The 21,261-nt window shown below is 40.7% G+C and carries 19 protein-coding genes; 12 read left to right on the top strand and 7 right to left on the bottom strand.

The genetic code is table 11. The annotated features are described in order from the left end of the window. Positions 1-66: 66 nt before the first annotated feature. A complete protein-coding gene (locus KF820_00440; protein ID MBX3456816.1) occupies positions 67-1,467 on the top strand; it encodes a UDP-N-acetylmuramoyl-tripeptide--D-alanyl-D-alanine ligase in 1,401 nt (466 codons plus the stop codon). 2 nt (positions 1,468-1,469) lie between these two features. Next, entirely contained in the window at positions 1,470-2,558 is a 1,089-nt protein-coding gene (gene mraY / locus KF820_00435; GenBank protein MBX3456815.1) for a phospho-N-acetylmuramoyl-pentapeptide-transferase, read from the top strand. On the opposite strand, the gene KF820_00430 is transcribed toward mraY, so the two are convergent. Then, positions 2,544-3,890: a hypothetical protein gene (locus KF820_00430; GenBank protein MBX3456814.1), complete on the bottom strand. Its 1,347-nt coding sequence runs from the start codon at positions 3,888-3,890 to the stop codon at positions 2,544-2,546. The two genes, mraY and KF820_00430, sit on opposite strands and share 15 nt — an antisense overlap. 127 nt (positions 3,891-4,017) lie before the next feature. On the opposite strand from KF820_00430, the gene KF820_00425 reads away from it, so the two are divergent. The 5 genes from KF820_00425 to KF820_00405 all read left to right on the top strand — a co-directional run bounded on the left by KF820_00425 (position 4,018) and on the right by KF820_00405 (position 8,496). Beyond that, a complete protein-coding gene (locus KF820_00425) occupies positions 4,018-4,584 on the top strand; it encodes a hypothetical protein (protein MBX3456813.1) in 567 nt (188 codons plus the stop codon). Between the two features lie 90 nt (positions 4,585-4,674). Beyond that, positions 4,675-5,391, top strand: a complete 717-nt coding sequence (locus KF820_00420; GenBank protein ID MBX3456812.1) for an ATP-binding cassette domain-containing protein — start codon at positions 4,675-4,677, stop codon at positions 5,389-5,391. Then, on the top strand, positions 5,384-6,265 hold the full coding sequence (locus tag KF820_00415; GenBank protein MBX3456811.1) for an FtsX-like permease family protein: 882 nt from the start codon (positions 5,384-5,386) through the stop codon (positions 6,263-6,265). The genes KF820_00420 and KF820_00415 overlap by 8 nt, the downstream gene beginning before the upstream one ends. Positions 6,266-6,302: 37 nt before the next feature. Next, complete coding sequence (locus KF820_00410) at positions 6,303-6,893, top strand: YdcF family protein (protein ID MBX3456810.1); 591 nt, start codon at positions 6,303-6,305, stop codon at positions 6,891-6,893. Between the two features lie 613 nt (positions 6,894-7,506). Further along, on the top strand, positions 7,507-8,496 hold the full coding sequence (locus tag KF820_00405) for a hypothetical protein (GenBank protein ID MBX3456809.1): 990 nt from the start codon (positions 7,507-7,509) through the stop codon (positions 8,494-8,496). 167 nt (positions 8,497-8,663) lie between these two features. Here the strand turns inward: KF820_00405 and accD are convergent, their stop codons facing one another. The 3 genes from accD to KF820_00390 form a co-directional block, all read right to left on the bottom strand. Next, positions 8,664-9,506, bottom strand: coding sequence for an acetyl-CoA carboxylase, carboxyltransferase subunit beta (gene accD, locus KF820_00400; protein ID MBX3456808.1), 843 nt, complete (start codon positions 9,504-9,506; stop codon positions 8,664-8,666). Between the two features lie 9 nt (positions 9,507-9,515). Next, positions 9,516-9,797 (bottom strand): integration host factor subunit beta, encoded by a 282-nt coding sequence (locus KF820_00395; protein MBX3456807.1) that lies wholly within the window; start codon positions 9,795-9,797, stop codon positions 9,516-9,518. 149 nt (positions 9,798-9,946) lie between these two features. After that, positions 9,947-10,759 carry a cytochrome c oxidase subunit 3 gene (locus KF820_00390; GenBank protein ID MBX3456806.1) on the bottom strand — a complete coding sequence of 271 codons (813 nt, stop codon included), beginning with the start codon at positions 10,757-10,759 and terminating at the stop codon, positions 9,947-9,949. Positions 10,760-10,965: 206 nt separating this feature from the next. On the opposite strand from KF820_00390, the gene KF820_00385 reads away from it, so the two are divergent. The 5 genes from KF820_00385 to KF820_00365 all read left to right on the top strand — a co-directional run bounded on the left by KF820_00385 (position 10,966) and on the right by KF820_00365 (position 18,581). After that, positions 10,966-12,801 (top strand): potassium transporter Kup, encoded by a 1,836-nt coding sequence (locus KF820_00385; GenBank protein MBX3456805.1) that lies wholly within the window; start codon positions 10,966-10,968, stop codon positions 12,799-12,801. Between the two features lie 99 nt (positions 12,802-12,900). Then, positions 12,901-14,838: an NADH-quinone oxidoreductase subunit L gene (gene nuoL, locus KF820_00380; protein MBX3456804.1), complete on the top strand. Its 1,938-nt coding sequence runs from the start codon at positions 12,901-12,903 to the stop codon at positions 14,836-14,838. A 10-nt stretch (positions 14,839-14,848) separates the two neighbouring features. Next, a complete protein-coding gene (locus tag KF820_00375) occupies positions 14,849-16,396 on the top strand; it encodes an NADH-quinone oxidoreductase subunit M (protein MBX3456803.1) in 1,548 nt (515 codons plus the stop codon). Then, positions 16,393-17,847: an NADH-quinone oxidoreductase subunit N gene (locus KF820_00370; GenBank protein MBX3456802.1), complete on the top strand. Its 1,455-nt coding sequence runs from the start codon at positions 16,393-16,395 to the stop codon at positions 17,845-17,847. The genes KF820_00375 and KF820_00370 overlap by 4 nt, the downstream gene beginning before the upstream one ends. Further along, on the top strand, positions 17,847-18,581 hold the full coding sequence (locus KF820_00365) for a biotin--[acetyl-CoA-carboxylase] ligase (GenBank protein ID MBX3456801.1): 735 nt from the start codon (positions 17,847-17,849) through the stop codon (positions 18,579-18,581). The genes KF820_00370 and KF820_00365 overlap by 1 nt, the downstream gene beginning before the upstream one ends. A gap of 356 nt (positions 18,582-18,937) precedes the next feature. Here the strand turns inward: KF820_00365 and KF820_00360 are convergent, their stop codons facing one another. The 3 genes from KF820_00360 to KF820_00350 form a co-directional block, all read right to left on the bottom strand. Further along, complete coding sequence (locus KF820_00360; protein MBX3456800.1) at positions 18,938-19,081, bottom strand: hypothetical protein; 144 nt, start codon at positions 19,079-19,081, stop codon at positions 18,938-18,940. A 74-nt stretch (positions 19,082-19,155) separates the two neighbouring features. Beyond that, the gene (locus tag KF820_00355; GenBank protein MBX3456799.1) at positions 19,156-20,313 is read right to left on the bottom strand and encodes a glycosyltransferase; all 1,158 of its coding nucleotides are present in this window, start codon (positions 20,311-20,313) and stop codon (positions 19,156-19,158) included. Continuing rightward, entirely contained in the window at positions 20,261-21,163 is a 903-nt protein-coding gene (locus tag KF820_00350; GenBank protein MBX3456798.1) for a rhodanese-related sulfurtransferase, read from the bottom strand. The genes KF820_00355 and KF820_00350 overlap by 53 nt, the downstream gene beginning before the upstream one ends. Between the last annotated feature and the right edge of the window lie 98 nt (positions 21,164-21,261).

The following is a 21,261-nucleotide window of genomic DNA, read 5'->3' as shown; positions in this document are numbered from 1 at the left end:
CTTTTGTGTTGTCGGGGTTTTGTGACATACTTGGATATATGTTTTGTTGTTATGTATTGAGTTTTTATGAGTCTTTGGTCAAGAAAAGAATTACAAGAAATATTTACCTGTAAATTACCGGATAATTTTTCAGTCGAGGGCATTTCGATTGACTCAAGGACACTTGTTTCTGGGGATCTGTTTTTTGCGTTAAAAGCGGGGCAGTCTGATGGGCATAATTATGTCTTGGATGCAGCGTCAAAAGGGGCAAGTGCTGTTGTTGTTTCTCACTTGATTCCAAATTGCCCGTGCTCTCAGATTTTGGTTGATGATACGTTTAAAGCGCTTAATGATCTGGGGCGTTATGGTCGCTTAAGGTCTAAGGCAAAAATTATCGCTATTACAGGCAGTGTGGGTAAAACAACGGCTAAAGAGGTTTTGCTCCAAACTCTGGCTGCATTTGGTTCAGTATCTGCCTCTGTAGCGAGCTATAATAACCATTGGGGGGTGCCCTTAAGTTTGGCGCGTCTTCCCAAGGATGCAAAATTTGGAATCTTTGAGATTGGGATGAATCATCCGGGTGAAATCACACCGCTTGCACAGATGGTTAATCCTCATGTTGCTATTATTACGGCCATCGCTCCTGCGCATATTGGTCAGATGGGAAATCTTGAGAATATCGCCAAGGAAAAAGCTTGTATTTTTGATGGCTTAGCAGAAGACGGTGTTGCTATTATCCCAGACTCATCTGAATTTACGTCGTTGTTAAGGCAAAAGGCCATGGCGCGTCATCCCGAACGCGTTTATATTTTTGGGAATCAAGATAGCTCTGATGTTAAATTAGTGGGGTATGATCTTGTCAATGGGCAGGCTAAACTTACGATTGGCTTAGGGCAAAAAGATAAGGTGAATGTTAATTTTGCTTTGCTGGGGCAGCACTTGGCAAATTCTGCCTTAATTGCCTTAGCTGTTAGCAAGGCTCTGCGTTTAGATGTTCAGAAAACGATTGCAAAATTATCTGAGATTCAGCAGATTGAAGGTCGAGGGCGTATCCATAAGGTGCTTCTTGAAAACCGTGAGGTAAGTTTGTTTGATGATTCTTATAATGCAAACTTGAGTTCTGCCTTAGCAGCCGTTAAAACACTATCGACGATATCTCCGGATAAGGAGGGGCGCCGTATTGCTGTTTTGGGAGAGATGTTAGAATTGGGAAGTTTTGCGCTAGATCATCATGCTCAGTTAATTAAATCTTGCCTCTCAATGAATGTTGATAAAATCTATTTGTGTGGTGGTTCAGTTATGGAGCAAGCTTATGCTATTGTCCCGGAAGAAAATCGGGGTGCCTATTTTAGAACGGCGCAAGATCTTATTCCTATCGTCTTGAGGGATGTGGGCGATGGGGACATTGTTCTTGTGAAGGGGTCCAAAGGAAGTCGGGTCAGTTGTGTGGCTGAATCTATATTGAAACAAAATCAAAAGAGAGGTTAACTATGTTGTATCACGTGTTGCCAAATTTGGCGACCCAAGTTGGTTTTTTGAATGTTTTTAAGTATTTAACATTCAGAACAGGTGGTGCAATTCTCACTTCTCTTTTAATTAGCTTTGCCTTTGGGGGTATGTTCATCCGTTGGTTGAAGAGTGTTCAAATCCATGGTCAGCCAATTCGAGAGGATGGTCCAGAAGGGCATTTGTTGACGAAAAAGGGGACGCCGACCATGGGGGGCGTTCTGATTCTGATCTCACTGACATTCAGTACCTTGTTATGGGGGGATTTGACGAATCCATATCTATGGGTTGTCTTGGGGATTACCTTAGGCTTTGGCTGTATCGGTGCCTATGATGATTACCTGAAATTGACGAAACGGTCCTCTAAGGGGTTGTCGGGGAAGGCTAAATTGCTGTTGCAGGGTGGGATGACAATTCTTGCGACTTATATCATTCAGGTCAATACCAAGGACGCCGTTGCGACAGGCGTGGCGTTCCCGTTTGTTAAGGATTATGTGCTTGATCTGGGGTTGTTTTACTATGTGTTCACGTTTCTGGTGATTGTTGGAGCGTCGAATGCCGTGAACTTGACAGACGGGTTGGACGGTCTTGCTATTGTGCCGGTGGTGCTGGCGAGTGCGTGCTTTGCTTTGATTGCCTATCTTGTGGGGAATGCGGTTTTTTCCAATTATCTCCAGATTCATCATATTGCAAATGTCGGCGAGTTATCGGTTTTTTGTGGGGCGATGATCGGGGCTGGTCTTGGGTTCTTGTGGTATAATGCGCCGCCCGCCAAGGTATTCATGGGGGATACAGGATCTCTTGCGGCAGGGGGTGCCTTGGGGACTATTGCTGTTATCACAAAGCATGAGATTGTCTTGGCAATTATTGGTGGATTGTTTGTCCTAGAGGCGGTTTCTGTTATCTTGCAGGTCGGATACTATAAACTGACCAAGAAACGTATCTTTCTAATGGCGCCTATCCATCACCATTTTGAGAAAAAAGGATGGGCAGAGCCAACCATTGTCATCCGATTCTGGATCATCGCGACAATCTTGGCTCTTATTGGACTGTCGACACTAAAACTGAGGTAGATTCGGGGGAGTCCTCTGTCCTTGGTTTTCGTAAATTAGAGATTTAAACTCTTTAGGTTTTATATACAAGTGCCAGTTCTTGATTTTATAAGCTAATTCCCAATTGATTGGTCCAAAAATACTTGGAATATCCATGCTGGGATGCAGTTTAATGTTATTAGCTGTGTCATCATAATCCGTGAATACTTGGTCTAAGACGTTTAAGTTTTCCGGGTTGCTTGAAATATCTAAGATTAAGGCTAATGCAATTCTGTCTAGATAAAAATATCCTGGTATTAGTTCAAAAAACTTTAACAAATCTGGGCTTTGCAATAATGATCTGATGTCAGATAAAACAATTTCTTTGCTTAAAGGTCTGTTTAGTTTTTTGCTTAGGTATTTAAAGTTCAAATTGAGGTAACTTAAATAAATTGGTGCCAGTTTTTCTAGGTCATCCTTGTTGGTTATATTCCAATAAATCATGTCTCGTTCATGGATGATTTTGAAGAATTTTTCCGTATACCAATCATTCAGGGGAATTTCTTTTATGATTTGGGGTAAATCGTGACTGACAAAATAGCTCCGCAAAGAGAAGTCTCGGTACTGAGAGTAATGTGCCATTATATCATGTTTATAACATGCATCTGGCCCGCAAAAAACATTGTCTGCCATGACATCCGGTTTTGTTACGTACATTATAGGCATCAATCCAATCAGCATGGCTGCAGTAATAGTTGCCTCGCCAAACATACCATCAAAATTAAATTGACCTGTGTGAAGGGGGACTGGAACCATAAAGCCAAAAACATTATCCGGAGATGATTGAAAATTTCGAATGTATTTAATTTCACTGGTCAGAAAATCTTTATCCGTTTGTTTTCCTTCGTTTGTACCCATCGTAAGTTCTGCCGTGAATTCTAGATACTCTAATAACGTTAGTTGTTTATTGCTATATTTCTTAGAAATTTCAACGAGACGCTTTTGAATTCTATCTCTAATTTCGGGGGACTTCTCATAAGCTTTCCAAATACCGCCTCTGAATCGGGTGAGATCGCGATTCACATACTCTGTCAGTATGGGGATTTTTTTGTTCTTGTAATTATCAAAAAGGGCATCTGGATAATTCGGATCATTCTCATCTAAATCCGGCATAATATGAATATAGACTTCAGTGACCATTTTTCTGAGGGCATCCATTCCGATTTTATATTTGAGGCTTATGTTTGGCGTATCAAAATGATCGATCATGGCCAGTTTTTCCTGGATTTGTTGATCTTTCGTTCTGGCTTCTGATTTTTCAATGCTGATTAAGCCTAAAACCAATAGGGTGATATATCGAATTGTCCTCATCATGAGTTCTCCTCGTTCATGGTGTAATTAATTCTAGGGAAAATAGGTTAAAAATAGATTAATTTCCCTTGATTTAGGGCTTTACCTTAAGTAATGTGGTCGAAATAATTTTTACTAGGGATAGGGGGGCATGAAAAAACTATTATTATTAGCCGTGTTTTCTTTGAATTTTAATCAGGCTGACGCTAAGATTGAGAAAAGAACGTGTTTGCCAGCGGATGTGCTTGTGAAAGAAGGGGCTGTTGTGTCTAAGAACTATTTATCTGATAATGAAATAAGAACGTTATCCAGGGATATTGCGGATAAAATTGATTTTGCAAGAGTCAAAGGGTTGGTTGCTATTACCCGTGGTGGGCTTGCTCCTACATTACTTATTTCGCAAAATTCACCCGTCAAAGATATTCGAACAATCAGCGTTTCCAGTTATGGTGAGGATTGCAAACGCGGCGAGCTTAAGATTATTACAGATCCTAAGTTGGAAAATCAGGGCGAAGGATTTGTCTTTATTGATGATTTAGTGGATTCAGGTGAGACTCTGCGTAAAATTAGGGTGATGTACCCTAAGGCAAAATTTGCAGTTTTGTATGCAAAACCAGCAGGTGAGTCTGCCGCAGATATCTTTGCTAAGAAGGTTCCTCAGGGAGAATGGCTTGTTTTCCCGTGGGAGCCAGACTGGATTGCGCCAAAAAATAATTAAGAGGGACTAGTATTGTTTGGAAAAAACAGGCAATATTATTTTAAGAGATGCTTTAAGGGGCATCGGGATTTCTTATAGAGTGAGGGCTCATTGGTTACCCAGCGTAGACAACCTATTGAAATAGTTCGTTTTGATCAGGTGGGACTTTCCTATTCGGGAGGGCATCGAGTTTTGCATGGCTTAACTCAATCCTTTACCGTTGGGTCATTTACATTTCTAACTGGGGTGTCTGGTGCTGGTAAAACATCGCTTTTAAAGCTTATTTACCGCGGGGTTCGTTCCACTGAGGGTACAGTGCGTGTATTCGGTAAGGATGTTAACCGCATATCCAATAACGAACTCCCTCAATACCGTCAGCGTATTGGGATTGTTTTCCAAGACTGTAAACTTTTCCCCCATCTAAATGTATTGGACAATGTGGCTTTGGCTCTTAAGGTTACGGGGACAGATGTTAAAACGGCACGTACGCATGCAAAAGAATTGCTTCAATGGGTTGGTCTAGGGCAACATTTGCTGGAAATGCCTTATACATTATCTGATGGGCAGAAACAGCGCGTTGCAATTGCTCGGGCTGTGATTACGCGGCCGCTTTTGTTGCTGGCTGATGAGCCAACCGGAAATCTGGATCATGAAGCAGGCTATCGTTTGTTGCGTTTATTTGAAGAACTTAATAAAATCGGGACGACAGTTGTCCTTGCGACTCACAACAAGGCTTTGATTTCTGAATTTCCGTATCCGGAGTTAGAGCTGTATCAAGGGCGATTAGTCAATGTTACTTCCGAACACTCTAAGGTGACCCATGGCTGAACGTACTGATATCGAAGAAGTTCCAATCACAAAAGATCCGATGACACGGATAGTGCCGTGGATTATTGCGTTACTTGTGTTTTTATTGTGTCTTGTTCTTGTCGGCGCATCTTCAATCGGGATGTCTGTCCAACGCTGGCAAGTGGGGATTAGCCATCGAATTACCATTGAAATTCCATTGCAGCATGAATTGGATCGGGATCGTATCACAACAGCAGTTGCCCAGTATTTACAGGTGAATCCAGCTATTGATCATATCGAAGTTGCAGATAAAACGCGGTTGTTTTCTATCTTTGGTGTGACACCTCAGCAAGCAATTCAGTACCCCGATTATATTCTGCCGATTCTTATTGAGGCTGATCTGAAACAAAACCAAGTCGATTCTGTTTCGAATATATTGAGTCAATTACAACAGGTGTCACCGGGGGTTCGTATTGAAACCTATGGCCAGTGGCACGATATGCTTCAACTGTTGAGAAAATCACTTCAGATTATTGGTTATATTTTCGTTATGTTGATTGCTTTTACAGTCATTGTTATGATTACTTTGATTACAAAGGCTGGTCTTGCAGCTCACCATGAAAGTATTTCGATTCTTAGGTTGATTGGTGCCAGTAACGGGTATATCGCAACCAAGTTCCAAAATCATGCGTTTAGATTGAGTACGCGCGGGGCAATTATGGGGTTTGTTTTGGCAATTCCCGTTGCATGGCTTTTAAATTTGGCCAGTGTCAGTTTGGGGGTTCCTGAAATGTTGCGCCCACAAATTGATCCAATCCTTATGCTTGCTATGGCTATTGTTCCCTTGTTCGTTGTTTTGTTAAGTATCTGTGTATCACGCTTTGCGGTATTGAGAACCCTTAGTGTTGACTAGATCTCTCAAATCATTGTTTAAGTTTTTCGGTGTGCTTATGTCAGCCTGGTTTTTAGGTTTTTTAATCTTTATCTATGGTATTCCCAAGATTCCGACGGATGCGATTACCAAAACTGACGCTATTGTTGTGTGGACAGGGGGACCGTGTCGGATTACGACAGGCGTTGAGCTTTTATCCGTGGGGTTGAGTGATCGATTGTTTGTTTCCGGGGTACAGGCGGCAAAACCCGCTTTGCTTGGGAAGAGGTGTAAGTCTGACTTATCGCCCGAGACTCTTGAGCGTTTAAGGCATAAAATTAACTATGGTCATGCTGCTTTATCGACCATGGGCAATGCAATTGAGACATCAATTTGGGCGCAGAAACATAACGTGAAATCAATCCGTTTGGTGACAACTTCTATTCATCTGCCCAGATCATTGGTTGAATATCGTTTAGCTATGCCTGATGTTAAGGTGATCCCTCATCCCGTTAACGTAAAGCGATTTAATCATCGTCATTGGTATAAAAACTTTGAGATCTTTGGAAAATGCGCTCTTGAATACTCCAAATTGCTTGTCGTTATGTTGGGGATTCGCCCTTGGTGGCGAGATAATTTTGCTGAAGAGTCTGCAAAGGAATCTGCCTAGTTTAAATGTATTGCAATCTATATCAAGATTTTTAGTGAATAAACGGCGATTGTCTTATAATTATAGTTGTTCAAATTGAATTTCTGATACTTATTGAGTGTATGCTTTTTTCTTTATCAAGATCCATTATTCTCGGCTCGAAACTCGGTTTTAGAAGAAAACCGTACGAGTTTCTTGATCGGGGGTCTAGGAAACCATAAGAAAGCGTGGATTTCCAATCAACCAAAGCTAAGGCTTTCTAGCGAAACCCTAGCTTTGTTAGTCGGAGATGACGATCACATACTTCAGCCAGATTTGTTTATGACTATAAATGCCTGATTTCCAATTCGAATAACTATAAATATTTTATGTATAAAAATATTGAATATAGAATCTGTATATTTAATTATATATTAATATTTATTTCTATTGGATATACTTGTCAGTGATAGTCTTATTTCGACTGTTTTTATTTTATGTTTATATTCTTCCCCTAGCTGCTTCTGATATACCTGAGCAAAATAATAATCCTAGTCATTTTTTATTCTGCTTAAGAGAGACGCCTATTGTCTCATATTTGGACTCCAAAGATCTTATAAACCTTAAAATTGCATTTGGTAATCCAGATGCTTTAATGAATGATAACATCTATCCAAGGGTACTGAGTAATTGGGCGAGGCGAGGAATCTATTTTAATTTGCTGGCAAAAATTAATCCTGCTTTAGGTGATCCATCATCTGGAAATTTTTTAGAGATGCCAATCTCCCGCTCAGATTTTTACCCGATGCTTTGTGTTTTATCGGATATTGGTAAAACTCTAAAAGGGAGGCGATTTGATTTGGTTTTAAGAGGCGTAACATCATCATTTTTAGAAGAGATTCTGCCTCGTTTAAAAGGTATAGATGAGGATTTATTTATAAAGGGGTTGAGCCTATTTTGTCTGACTTATCACGGGGATGCTTGCCTTGATGTTTTGTTTCGCAATCAATATATAGGGATACTTTCGCATTTAACCTCAGTTTTTCGAATTGAAAGTTTAGGGCGTAGTATTTGTACGTTGAAACATAGTTATCGACCTATCGATTTTAATAATATGGGCTTAAGACTTGGCAGTATTTTTCAGAGTGGCGTTATGTTTAAATTCAGGGTTCGTGAATTAGAATTGCCAATACCATTATCTGATAACTTGGCATTGAATTTTATGATCACTACCCGATCTCGAAATAAACTGCGAAAACTTGTGTTAGGGGTAAGTTCTGAGCAGTTTGATTTTAAATCAATTTCTGATGATGATATTGCTTTTATTTCTTATAATTTTCCCAATATAGAGGTTTTAAAAATAGCCGGACGGGAGATTACCCGTGTTGGTGAAATTACAATGCTCTCTAAACTCCACCATTTATCGCTGCAAAACACAATGATTGTTGACATCAGTTGTCTTGCTTTGCTGCCGCATTTAGAAACCCTAGAGCTTATATTCTGTAATCATATAAAATCTCTTACCCCACTTATGATGTTTGAGTCTTTGGTAACCCTTAAGATTGTTGGGGGAGGGGGGAATCAGAAGGACCTTGAGCAGCTGATCTCTAAGGGGATCAATGTTATCACCGAGTTGTATAGCTGATTCTTTATAAATCAGCTTATACAAAACAGTGTCAAAAATGTGCTTACTGCGCGTTTCGCTCCTCGTTTTTATAGCTGAAATAACATTATCTAGCTATACATAAAACGAGAGCCGATTTTTTTAGCCGGCTCTCGTTATGGGGTGTTTAAAATTGCTTTGATCTATATTTATCCCAAATGATTCAATAAAATCCCAATTTTCTCATTAAGTTCCTTGCGTGGGACGACCATATCAATCATTCCGTGTTCAAGGAGGTATTCAGCCTTTTGGAACCCTTCGGGAAGTTTTTGGCGAATCGTTTCTTCAATTACGCGAGCCCCGGCAAAACCGATGATTGCACCGGGTTCAGCAATCGATACATCACCAAGCATTGCAAAGGATGCAGAAACACCGCCCGTTGTTGGGTCTGTTAACAGGGTGATATAAGGCAGTCCTGCTTTTTTAACTTTCTCAACGGCAATAATGGATCGTGGCATTTGCATCAAAGATAGTATGCCTTCTTGCATGCGTGCTCCGCCCGAAGCAGGTATCACAATGAGTGCGCAACGGGATTTCACTGCAAGTTCTGCTGCGGTGAGAATTGCTTCTCCAACAGCCATCCCCATAGATCCGCCCATAAATGCAAAGTTAAATGCCGCAACAACTGCAGATTTCCCGCCAATTTGGCCATAGGCGACATCGATAACATCTTGGGCTCCGGTTTTTGTACGATATTCCTTTAACCTGTCTGTATACTTTTTTGTGTCCTTAAATTTCAAAGGATCAGTTGCGACATCGGGAACGGGGACTTTAGTAAAGGCACCATCGTCAAACAAGTATTCTAGTCGTTTAGAGACGCCAATACGCATGTGATGCCCACAGTGATGGCAAACGTGCATGTTTTCCGTTAGGTCACGGTGAAATAACATGTGATCACAAGAAGGGCATTTTGCCCACAAATTATCCGGCACTTCTTCTTTTCGCATTAATGCCTTAATTTTAGGACGGACAAAATTTGTAAGCCAATTCATAGTAAAACTCTAACTTGCGTTTAATAGTTGCTTTAATTCTTTGCCAGCTTTGAAAAAGGGGACTGACTTACCCTCAACATAAACAGATTCACCGGTTCTGGGGTTGCGCCCAGTGCGTGGACTTCTATGGCGGAGTGAGAATGTCCCAAACCCTCTTAATTCCACACGACCACCGTTTTTTAATGTTGCTGCGATGTCGTCAAATATCTGGGTGACGATCGCATCAATTTGTTCTTGAGTTAAATCACGGTGTAAACTTGACAATTTAGAAATTAATTCAGACCTTGTCATTTAGGGGTTCTCCTCAATTATAGTTTATATTTTTCAGAACTTTCACCCTAAGTTACAGTTGATTTAACTGAAAATCAATAGTCGTGTCAGTATAAAATCAATAAAAAAGACGCGACAAATGTCGCGACTTATTACTAAACCAATTGTTATTACCCCATAAACGGTGAGTATCCCCACCAATAAATTGATACAAACAGGAACAACCAAACAACGTCAACAAAATGCCAATACCAAGCAGCAGCTTCAAAACCGATATGGGCTTCTGGGGTAAATTCATTTTTATACGCACGGAACCAGCAAACAATCAAAAATATTGTTCCTATAATAACGTGTGCACCATGAAACCCTGTTGCTAGGTAAAATGTTGTTGGGTAGATCCCACCATTTAAAGAAAACGCTGCATGTGAATACTCTAAGGCTTGGACACAAGTGAAAATTAATCCGAGTATAATAGTTAGCCCTAACCCTTGAAGGACGCCTTTGCGATCACCTTCTAGTAAAGCGTGGTGTGCCCATGTTACTGTGGTGCCGGATGCAAGAAGCAATAGGGTATTGAAGTAGGGAAGGTGAAATGGATCAATGGTCTCAATGCCTTTTGGTGGCCAAACGCCACCTGTTGCTTCCACTGGGAATAGGGCTGCATTAAAATAGGCCCAGAAAAATGCCACAAAAAACATAACTTCAGAACAAATGAACAAAACCATGCCGACTCGAAGGCCAATTTTGACTTTGTCTGTGTAAACGCCTTTGGTGTTTGATTCTTTAATAACATCTCGCCACCACAAAGCCGCCGATGTAAGAACCATTAATAGGCCAATAATCATTGTCAATGGCGAACCATCGTGAAAGAAATGAACAGCACCAAACGTCACAAGGAACAGAGCTAGTGATGTTGTCAAAGGCCACGGGCTTGGGTCAACAAGGTGAAACGGATGTTTGTGTGCAGAAGAGTTGTTCGCCATAATGTTCATACTCGTAAGATAACCTTGGTACTAGATTATACTGAAATCAGTTAAAATTTAAATACTTTTTATAAAGTCGAGTGAGATTTTAACGATTTGGACAGAAAGGGAACCATTAATGATTTTGCAAGAGTTGTCTGTTAGTCTTAATCCATAAGGAGGAGATGAAAGTGACAGGTCATTCAGGCAATCAAGATAGCCTAAAGATGATGCTAATCGGGGCAGTTGGTGTTGTTTTTGGTGACATCGGTACAAGTCCGCTTTATACAATAAAAGATTGTTTAAGTGAATCGCATTATCCCATGGATCATGTACTAATTATGGGAATTCTCTCGCTTATCTTTTGGGCAATTACATTGGTCGTTACTTTAAAATACGTCTGTGTTGTTTTAATGGCAGATAATAATGGAGAGGGTGGGGTTCTATCTTTATTATCATTGAATTTGCGTTCGGCCTCATCCAAGAGCAAAGGATTTTTATTCGGCTTGGGTGTTGTTGGTGCGGCTTTGTTTTATGGCGATGCGGTTATTACTCCTGCAATTTCAGTTCTGAGTGCAGTTGAGGGGTTAGCTGTTGTTTCTGATGCGCTTGCGCCATACATTTTATTTATTGCCCTTATTATTTTAGTTCTTTTATTTTGCTTACAAGAAAATGGTACGGAAAAAATCGGTAATCTTTTTGGACCGGCTATGCTGCTCTGGTTTGTATTGCTTGCCATTTTAGGGGGGATTCAAATCATAAAAACGCCGTCGATATTAATGGCTCTTAATCCTTGGTATGCCTATCATTTTTTTATAGATCATGGTTTCTATTCCATGGGTATATTGGGCTCTGTCGTTTTAGCAATTACGGGGGCCGAAGCGCTCTATACAGATTTAGGGCATTTTGGTAAAGGTATTATTCGACGTGCTTGGCTGTGGATTGTTTTTCCATCGCTTATATTGAACTATTTTGGGCAGGGCGCGCTTTTGCTGAATTACCCGGATGCAGCATCAAATCCCTTTTTCTTTTTAGTTCCGTCTTGGGCAACTCTCCCTCTTGTTTGCGTTTCAACCTTAGCGACAATTATTGCCTCTCAGGCAGTTATTTCCGGTATTTTCTCAATGACGTGGCAGGCAATTCAATTGGGGTATCTGCCACGTATGTTGGTGAATCACACATCGCGAACAACCATAGGACAGGTGTTTGTTCCGACCATGAATTGGTCCCTAATGTTATGCGCAATTTTGCTTGTTGCGACATTTAAATCCTCAACAAATCTGGCCTCTGCTTATGGAATGGCAGTGACAGGGATTATGGTGATTACGACAATCTTGACAGCACACCTTGCAAAGAACGCATGGAATTGGTCGTGGGGCCGCATGTTCCTTGTTTTTGGCACTCTTGGCTTGGTCGATTTAAGTTTTTTTGGTGTTAACTTGCTAAAGTTTGCGGATGGTGGGTGGATTCCGTTCACGATCGGTATATTCCTTTGGATGGTTATGACAACTTGGGTTCAGGGGAAGATTGTCCTTAACGATCAAATCCATAACTCGGGAAAGACACTCTTAAATTTTGTTGCAAAAATTAAAGAGGATCCGCCCCTGCGCGTTCCGGGGGCAGCTGTTTACATGTCATCGAGTCCTGATAATGAACCAACATCCTTAACAATTAATTTTAAACACAACAAGATATTGCATGAAAAGGTGGTCCTGCTATCTATATTGACGATGGATATTCCTCGAGTACATAAAAGTTCGCGAACAACCATTGCTGACTTTGGAATGAATGTGTATCAAGTTATAGTTCATGTTGGTTATATGGAAAAACCTAATATTCCTAATATTTTTGAGCATTGTGATGAGTTAGGGTTATGTGTCGATTTGCAAGAAACATCATTTTTTATGAGTCGAGGAATTCCTATTTCTAGCACAACAGCACACATGAGTGTTTGGCGAGAGAAACTCTTTATTTGGCTTGCTAAAAATGCGATGAATGCCACAGAGTTTTATAAAATTCCTTACAAAAGAGTTGTTGAGCTTGGGGTACGTCTCAAGATGTGAGGTTGTGCTTGGCGTGTTTAAAATCTAAAAATACCCTCTAGTGTGATTCTTAAAACCGTGTTAACTTTTAACAAAGTCTTAAATACTTAGGGCAGGGTTATGGAGAGTTTTCAGCTGGCGCTAATCGCGGTTTTTTCACCGTTTGTGGGTTTTTTGTTGTCGTCTCTAGGGATAAAACCCTTGGGAGATCGTTATGCTCAGATTATCACCTGTTTACTGATGGGTGTTGCCACGTTGGCTGGTGCTTTTCTCTTTAAACTAACCGCGTTTGATCACATTACAGGGACATATCAACTTTTGAGTTGGATCGATGTTGGTGGTTTTAAGGCTGATTGGGCTTTAAAAATTGACACACTCAGTTCGACAATGATTTGTGTCGTAACTGTTGTTTCGTTTTTAGTGCACTTATATTCTGTCGGATATATGAGTCATGATAATTCAATTCCTCGATTTATGGGATATCTCAGCTTTTTTACCTTTACCATGTTGATGTTAGTTACATCATCTAATCTTGTTCAAATGTTTTTCGGTTGGGAAGGGGTTGGCGTTGCATCTTATTTGCTTATTGGCTTTTGGTATGAAAAGCAGAGTGCTGGGGCTGCTGCGATGAAAGCCTTTATCGTTAACCGCGTTGGCGATGTTGGCTTAGCTCTTGGTATTGCCGGGGTTTTTATGCTGACTAATTCGGTTGATTTTGACACGTTTTTGCCGATGATAACTCAATTGTCACTCGAAAATCGTCCTGAAATGATGTTTTGGGGACATTCTTTTGATGCAATCACCCTGATCGGTATTTTATTGTTTGTCGGCGCTATGGGTAAGTCTGCTCAGTTGGGGCTTCATACGTGGTTGCCTGATGCAATGGAAGGACCGACACCCGTGTCTGCTTTAATTCACGCTGCTACCATGGTGACTGCCGGGGTATTTCTGGTCTGTCGTATTTCTCCATTGTATGAAGTTGCGCCATTGGCGCGTGATTTAATTACGATTGTTGGTGCGACAACAGCATTTTTTGCTGCTACGGTTGCCTTGACTCAGACTGATATTAAGCGTGTAATTGCTTACTCTACTTGCAGCCAGTTAGGTTACATGTTTTTTGCTGCGGGTTGTTCTGCTTATGATGCAGCGATGTTTCATTTAGTAACGCACGCTTTCTTTAAGGCGTTATTATTCTTGGGCGCCGGGTCAGTCATTCATGCTTTGTCTGATGAACAAGACATGAATCGTATGGGGGGAATTTATAAAATGATCCCGACGACATATGCCGTCATGTGGATTGGAAGCCTAGCTTTGGCAGGAATACCTCTGTTTGCAGGGTATTTTTCTAAAGATGCGATTATTGAATCAGCTTTTCTTTTAGGGACTCGGATTGGTGATTATGCGTATTGGATTGGTATAATCGTTGCATTTTTAACAGCCTTTTATTCTTGGCGTCTGTTGCTTTTAAGTTTTCATGGTCAAGCCAAAGCTGATGATAAGGTAATGGCGCATGTTCATGAATCTCCTATGATTATGCTGATCCCCTTGTTTGTCTTATCTTTGGGGGCAATTTTTAGTGGATATGTTGCGCATTCGTACTTTATTGGTGATTTAGCGTCGGTATTCTGGAATGGGGCGATTGCCCTTAAAACAGGAGAGCATCATAGTCTTCCACAATGGGTTGTTTATTCACCATTAATCGCAGCTGTAAGCGGAATTCTTTTTGCCTATTTAGTTTATGGGGGTACACGTCGATTGGCTGATGTTTTGAAAAAAGCTATGTCCCCCTTATACACGCTATCATTCAGAAAATGGTTCTTTGATGAACTGTACGATGTGGCTTTTGTTAATCGTGCCCTTGGTATTGGGCGTTTGCTTTGGAAAAGGGGAGATGCAGGACTAATTGATCGCTATGGACCAGATGGTATTACGTCTGTGTCGATTGGCGTTTCACGTGTTCTGAGTGCCTTTCAAAACGGTTTTGTTTACCAATATGCAACGATGATGATTCTAGGAATACTTGGACTCGTCAGCTGGGTCATCTACACAACTATGTAAGAGGTCAATAATGATATCTGTACTGCCAATATTGTCGTTAACGACTTTCTTTCCTTTGATTGGGGTGTTGTTTATCCTTTTGATAAAGGGTGATGAAGCGACTGTTGCCCGTAATTCTAAATATGTTGCATTATGGACGACAATCCTGACGTTTGTTCTGAGCCTTGGTATTGCTATTGAGTATAACCCGAATCAATTGGGTTATCAGATGGTCGAGCAACATACCTGGATTAAAGGGTTGGGCATTGTCTACAAGATGGGGGTTGATGGCTTTTCTTTGTTATTTATCCTCTTGTCAACGTTCTTAATGCCCCTTTGTATTTTGGCAAGTTGGACCAGTATCACAAAACGAATTCGTGAATATATGATTGCATTTCTTGTCTTAGAAGTGTTGATGATTGGCATGTTTTGTGCTTTGGACCTTATCTTGTTTTATGTCTTTTTTGAGGGGGTCTTGATTCCGATGTTCCTCATTATTGGTATATGGGGTGGGGAACGGCGCATATACTCAAGCTTTAAATTCTTTTTGTACACATTTTTAGGGTCAGTTCTTATGTTATTGGCCATGATCACCATGTACATACAAGTTGGAACTACAGATTTGGGAATGGTCGAAGCGCATACCTTTACGAACCATCTGCAACATTGGCTGTGGTTAGCTTTCTTTGCATCTTTTGCGGTAAAAGTTCCAATGTGGCCGGTACACACATGGCTGCCTGATGCCCACGTTGAGGCACCAACAGCAGGATCAGTTATCCTTGCCGGTGTTCTTTTGAAAATGGGGGGCTATGGCTTTTTACGATTTTCAGTGCCACTGTTTCCAGAAGCAACTATCACGTTTGCGCCGTATGTGATGATCTTAAGTGTGGTTGCGGTGATTTACACATCCCTTGTGGCATTAGTTCAAAACGATATGAAGAAATTAATTGCTTATTCATCCGTCGCTCACATGGGGTTTGTAACACTTGGTATTTTTGTTATGACTCCGCAAGGCATGACAGGAGCCATGATCCAAATGTTAAGTCATGGTCTTATTTCTGCGGCTCTTTTCTTGTGTGTTGGTGTTGTTTATGACCGTCTTCATACCCGTGAAATTTCTCGTTATGGTGGCCTTGTCAAAATTATGCCATTTTATGCCGCATTTTTTATGCTATTTACCATGGCGTCTGTTGGGTTGCCTGGGACAAGCGGGTTTGTTGGCGAATTTCTTGTTATTATTGGCAGTTTTAAAGTTAGTCCAATTTTTGCAACCTTGGCGGCTACTGGGATGATTTTAGGGGCTGCCTATGCTTTGTGGTTGTATCGACGCGTTATTTTTGGTGAATTAATCCATGAAGATTTAAAAAATCTGGCAGACTTATCAGGCCGTGAAAAATACTCGTTTGCCCTCTTAGGGGGCTTAGTGTTATGGATGGGGATTTACCCAACGACATTTACCAATATCATTAATCCCGCTGTCGAGAATTTATTAGTTAAGCACAAAAAGCAGTTGGCGCTTAAGAATGATCTTATTCAAATTGCACAAATTGATTCGTCTAAAGAGGTTAAGTTATCATGATCTTATCAAACCTTATTTACTTAACACCTGAAATTTTTATCGCATTAAGCTCGCTATTGATGTTGATGTATGGTGCATTCAATAAGCAATTGTCCGTGATTCGCTCGTCAAATCTTACAGCGGTTATCCTTTGCTTTGCTTTGGGAATGACTCTAAGCTCTGTTCATAATTCTGAAAGTTTATTTTCAGGGCAACTGATTACCGATTCATTCAGTCAGTATCTTAAAATTGCGATACTGGGCAGTGCTGCCTTGGTTTTGCTGAGTACCCGCTCTACACTCTATCAAGATCATATTCATCAAACTGAATATAGCCCACTAATTTTATTATCTGTGATTGGGATGATGTTAATGGTTTCGGCCAATAGTTACCTAACGCTATTTGTCGGTTTGGAATTACAAAGCCTATCCCTATATATCATGACAGCTTTAAAGCGTGATGATGCCAAATCATCCGAAGCAGGTATTAAGTATTTTGTTTTAGGAGCACTATCAACAGGGTTACTTCTTTTCGGTATTAGTTTTGTTTACGGTGCAACAGGCAGCCTGTTATTTACGGATACAGCAGCTATGATTTCTAAAGATGGGATGACTCTAAGTTTATCTGTCGGTGTGGTTTTTATTATAGCTGGCTTGTTATTTAAGATATCCTCTGTACCGTTTCATATGTGGACACCGGATGTTTATCAGGGGACACCGACCAGTATTACAACATTTTTGGCAACAGTTCCTAAGTTGGCTGCGTTTGCCTTGATTAGTCGTCTCTTGATAACATCTTTTGGAGACGGAAACTTATTTTGGTCACAAATCTTAGTTGTTATATCAATCCTATCCATGTTGGTTGGCTCCTTTGCAGCCTTAACGCAAAAAAACATCAAACGGTTCCTTGCATACAGTACAATTGCTAATGGAGGCTATGCCATGATTGGGCTTATTGCTGGTGGGCAAAGCGGTGTTCAGTCAGTTTTAATTTATGTGTCCCTTTACATTATTGCAATGATTGCGATGTTTTCTTGCCTTTCAAATTTAAATCGCCGAGGCTTTGATTTTGAAGATATTAAAGACATTGCTGGGATTAATCGTGTATTTCCAACAACGGCTTTTGCGATGACATTTCTCTTGTTCTCTATGGCAGGGGTTCCTCCCTTGGCAGGGTTTCTTGGGAAATTATATGTTTTTAATGAGGCGATTAAAGCGGGGCAGGTTGGGCTTGCTATTGTTGGTGTTTTAACATCCGTTGTCTCTGCAGCTTATTACCTTTGGATTATCAAAGTTATTATGATGGATCCTTTGGATGAATCACGCTGGAAAGTAACTGATTCTTATAAACGCGATTCAGGTGCATCAATCGTTATTATGATAACTGTTGTTCTTTTGATTTTATTTTTTATTAAACCCGGTGTTTTTGTTCCTTACTATTCAGAGGCGGCTTCATCGCTGTTTATTCAATAATGGCCTATCAGTTCTATAACTATGATCAAGTAGAGAGTACAAATGATGAAGTTAAAAACTTATTCTCAGTTGATAACTCACAAGACGTTGTGGTTATCGCTCGTTCTCAGATAAAAGGACGGGGGAGGCGAGGCAGACGGTGGTATTCTCCGCCCGGTAATTTATGCTTCTCGTTTTCAAAAACCCCCCCCGTTAATCCGGCTTCTTTGGGGCAGATTTCGCTGGTTGTTGGTCTGGCAGTCTATAAGGCTGTTAGAAAAATCTTAGGTGAAAAAGGGCAAATCGCGCTGAAGTGGCCGAATGACATTTTGGTAAATAAAATGAAAGTTGGTGGGATTCTGGTTGAGACAGAGCAATTCCCCAATCAGGATCACCTGACTTGTATCATCGGTATTGGCGTTAACTTTATGTCTGCGCCGGAAATGGTTATTTTCCCGGCTTGTTCTTTATATGAATTTACGAAAGAACTGCCAGAACTTGAGGCCTTTGCCAAGGATATCTTAGTGGAATTCGATCTGCTTTATGATCTTTGGGTTCAAGATGGGTTTGAAAAAATTCGGAATGAATGGCTGATGGTATCCTATGGTTTGGGTAAGCCTGTTTCAGCGCGAGCAGAGAACGGATTTGAAGTTTATGGCCGTTTTCTGACGCTGAGTTTAGATGGTGCTGTGGTGATTTGTGATGACTTAGGGAATGAGTACTTAGTGCGTAGCTCGGAAATTACTTACTTGTAGCGGCGCCATTGCATACTGAAATATATAGCTAGATAATTTTAATTCGGCTACAAAAACAAGGAACGAAGCGCACACTAAGTAGGTGAGTTCGATATAAGAAAGATCAGACACGCTCGTCATCTCCGACTAGCAAAGCTAGGGTTTCGCCAGAAACCCTTAGCTTTGATTGATTGGAGATCTACGTTTTTTATGGTTATCTGGATTCCCGATCAAAAAATCCTTAGCGTTTTCTAACGAAAACTTAGAATTTCTAGTCGAGGATGACGGATTCTATTGCTGGATAGACCTTCTTATGTCAAACTGACGTTAAGTACGTGAGTGACACTGTTTTGCATAGCCGATTTATAAAGAATCGGCTATAGTTGATTCTTTATATAGCATTCCATTCCTGAATAGTCCTCAGAAGATTCGTCAAAGTTCCGTGTATCAGCCGCTAAAGATGGAGTAATAAGCGAACATGTTAGTAATAGGAGGGTTATATTTTTGGAAAGATTTGCCATGACTTTCTCCTAAAAGAAAAATTGAGGTTACTCTTTTAGGGTAAAATACAGCGTTAATTAAGGTAAATAAAATTTTACCTAATTTTATCTAAAGTTGAATTTACAAGGGATTTTATACCAAATTTATTTTTTATCCAATTGATTTGATTTGTATTTATTTCTTTGGGCGCAGCTGAGATTTTGTTAACTATTTCAGTGGCAAGAGCTTGTGGATTGGACTTTGGAACGGCACTGCCAAAGGTGCCTAGAATATACTGAGCATCTCCTACATCCGTTGCAACACAGGGGATGCCAAAGGCCATAGCTTCGGTTAGGGTATTGCTGTGCCCTTCGCCAAAGGCTGAGGAGGAGCAATAGATATCAAACGCACTGTAACAGGGATTGTTCGATTCTGTATGCCAGATGATAGGGACATTTAACTGTTCAGCTTGTGCTTTGATTTGATTGGTATAGTCAGACGAGCCATGTCCCCAACAAACAAATCTGGCTTTTGGAAGTTGCTCTAAGACAAGTTTTGCTGCCTGAATGAATGTTCCGTGATCTTTCATGGGATCATAGCGTCCGACATGGCCAATCAGAATTTCATCATCTTGAATGTCCCATAGAGATCGGTATTTTAATCGACCTTCTTCAGAATAGACACAGGTATTAAGGTCAAGTCCATTGTGGATTACATCAATTTTACTAATCAGAGATGGATAATGATCTGTAATCCATTTTTTACCGGCATAGGAATTTGAGATGATGCGAACGTTTGTGATGCTGAATAGGGTTTTTTCCAGCCAATCTAGGATTTTATCAACCTTAGAATAATGGGATAGGTCCATGTCAGAGGCTCGAACACCGCACACAACTTTGGCTCGTATAAACGGATTTGACAAGCATGCAATAACATTTTGTACGGTTAGAAAACTATACAGAACATCGGGCTTTTCGTGTTTGAGGAATAAGTAATAGGATTTGATGAATCCGATAATATCCCAGCGGGATTTCTTGCCCAAGTGATGAACGTCAAGGTCATCATGAGGGTACCAATCTAGGGTAGGGGGATAGAGTGTTAGTACCGTAACTTTATGGCCAAGCTCTTGGAATCCACGTGCTAAATACAAGAGTTGTCGTTCCGCCCCGCCTTTGTTTAAGGATCGTGTGAAGAGGGTAATTTTATGGGGTAATTTATGACTATCGTCCAATATGTTTGTATCCCCGTTGTTCAGCCAGTTGAACTTGTTCATGACGGGCGCGTGCCCGAGCACGTTTTTTGTCGGTTAAATCATCATAACAATGGGGGCAACTGACACCTTCTTCGAACTTTGGATTCATGCGATCTGTCTTTGAGACCGGGAAACGGCAAGAGCGGCAGGATTCATATTCCCCAATTTCAAGGCCGTGCTTAATACCAACGCGTTCATCAAACACAAAGCATTCCCCATCCCACAAAGATTTTTCCTCTGGCATGTCTTCTAAGTATTGCAAGATGCCGCCTTTAAGATGATAAACTTCTTCAAAGCCTTGTTCTAACATGTAAGAACTAGCTTTTTCACAACGAATGCCACCTGTGCAGAACATGGCAACCTTTTTATGCTTTGTGACATCGCAATTTTCCTGAACAAACTTGGGGAATTGCGTAAAGGTTTGAGTATCAGGATTTAGCGCCCCCTTAAAGGTTCCCATATGATATTCGTAGTCATTACGGGTATCGATGACAATCACATCCGGATCCTGGATCATTTCATTCCATTGTTCCGGATTTAAATAGGTACCAACTTTTTTGGTTGGGCTGACATCTGGTACACCCAGGGTGACAATTTCTTTTTTCAAGCGAACTTTCATGCGGTGAAACGGCATAGCTTCGGCATGGGATTCTTTGTATTCTAGATTATTAAAGATTCCAATCGACTTAATAAAACCAATAACAGCATCAATCCCATCGCGAGTCCCGGCAATTGTCCCATTGATCCCTTCTTCTGCTAATAATAACGTTCCTTTGACCCCATGTTGGTCGCACAAATCTTGGAGGGGTTTTTGAGTCTCTTGATAGGTGCCAAACTTGGCAAATTGATAAAGGGCGGCAACGACTAGCATATTTGTTCTCTTGGTTATTTAATCTTGCTTATAATTTAATAAAAAAAAGGTGATTTTTCAATCACCTTCTTGTTATCAAATGGAATGTCTGCAGAATT

The organism is Candidatus Paracaedibacteraceae bacterium (assembly GCA_019636055.1).
Classification (GTDB): Bacteria; Pseudomonadota; Alphaproteobacteria; order Paracaedibacterales; family Paracaedibacteraceae; genus Paracaedibacter.
The sequence above is the reverse complement of the archived record's forward strand: the minus strand, read 5'-3'. Positions and strand labels throughout refer to the sequence as shown.

Coding starts and splice junctions, on each gene's coding strand:
- KF820_00405 (MBX3456809.1), top strand. CDS start 7,507: ATGAATGATAACATCTATCCAAGGGTACTGAGTAATTGGGCGAGGCGA.
- KF820_00355 (MBX3456799.1), bottom strand. CDS start 20,313: ATGAACAAGTTCAACTGGCTGAACAACGGGGATACAAACATATTGGAC.
- KF820_00385 (MBX3456805.1), top strand. CDS start 10,966: ATGATGCTAATCGGGGCAGTTGGTGTTGTTTTTGGTGACATCGGTACA.
- KF820_00410 (MBX3456810.1), top strand. CDS start 6,303: ATGTCAGCCTGGTTTTTAGGTTTTTTAATCTTTATCTATGGTATTCCC.
- KF820_00370 (MBX3456802.1), top strand. CDS start 16,393: ATGATCTTATCAAACCTTATTTACTTAACACCTGAAATTTTTATCGCA.
- KF820_00365 (MBX3456801.1), top strand. CDS start 17,847: ATGGCCTATCAGTTCTATAACTATGATCAAGTAGAGAGTACAAATGAT.
- KF820_00395 (MBX3456807.1), bottom strand. CDS start 9,797: ATGACAAGGTCTGAATTAATTTCTAAATTGTCAAGTTTACACCGTGAT.
- KF820_00390 (MBX3456806.1), bottom strand. CDS start 10,759: ATGGCGAACAACTCTTCTGCACACAAACATCCGTTTCACCTTGTTGAC.
- KF820_00430 (MBX3456814.1), bottom strand. CDS start 3,890: ATGATGAGGACAATTCGATATATCACCCTATTGGTTTTAGGCTTAATC.
- accD (MBX3456808.1), bottom strand. CDS start 9,506: ATGAATTGGCTTACAAATTTTGTCCGTCCTAAAATTAAGGCATTAATG.
- KF820_00440 (MBX3456816.1), top strand. CDS start 67: ATGAGTCTTTGGTCAAGAAAAGAATTACAAGAAATATTTACCTGTAAA.
- nuoL (MBX3456804.1), top strand. CDS start 12,901: ATGGAGAGTTTTCAGCTGGCGCTAATCGCGGTTTTTTCACCGTTTGTG.
- KF820_00425 (MBX3456813.1), top strand. CDS start 4,018: ATGAAAAAACTATTATTATTAGCCGTGTTTTCTTTGAATTTTAATCAG.
- KF820_00415 (MBX3456811.1), top strand. CDS start 5,384: ATGGCTGAACGTACTGATATCGAAGAAGTTCCAATCACAAAAGATCCG.
- KF820_00375 (MBX3456803.1), top strand. CDS start 14,849: ATGATATCTGTACTGCCAATATTGTCGTTAACGACTTTCTTTCCTTTG.
- KF820_00350 (MBX3456798.1), bottom strand. CDS start 21,163: ATGCTAGTCGTTGCCGCCCTTTATCAATTTGCCAAGTTTGGCACCTAT.
- KF820_00360 (MBX3456800.1), bottom strand. CDS start 19,081: ATGGCAAATCTTTCCAAAAATATAACCCTCCTATTACTAACATGTTCG.
- mraY (MBX3456815.1), top strand. CDS start 1,470: ATGTTGTATCACGTGTTGCCAAATTTGGCGACCCAAGTTGGTTTTTTG.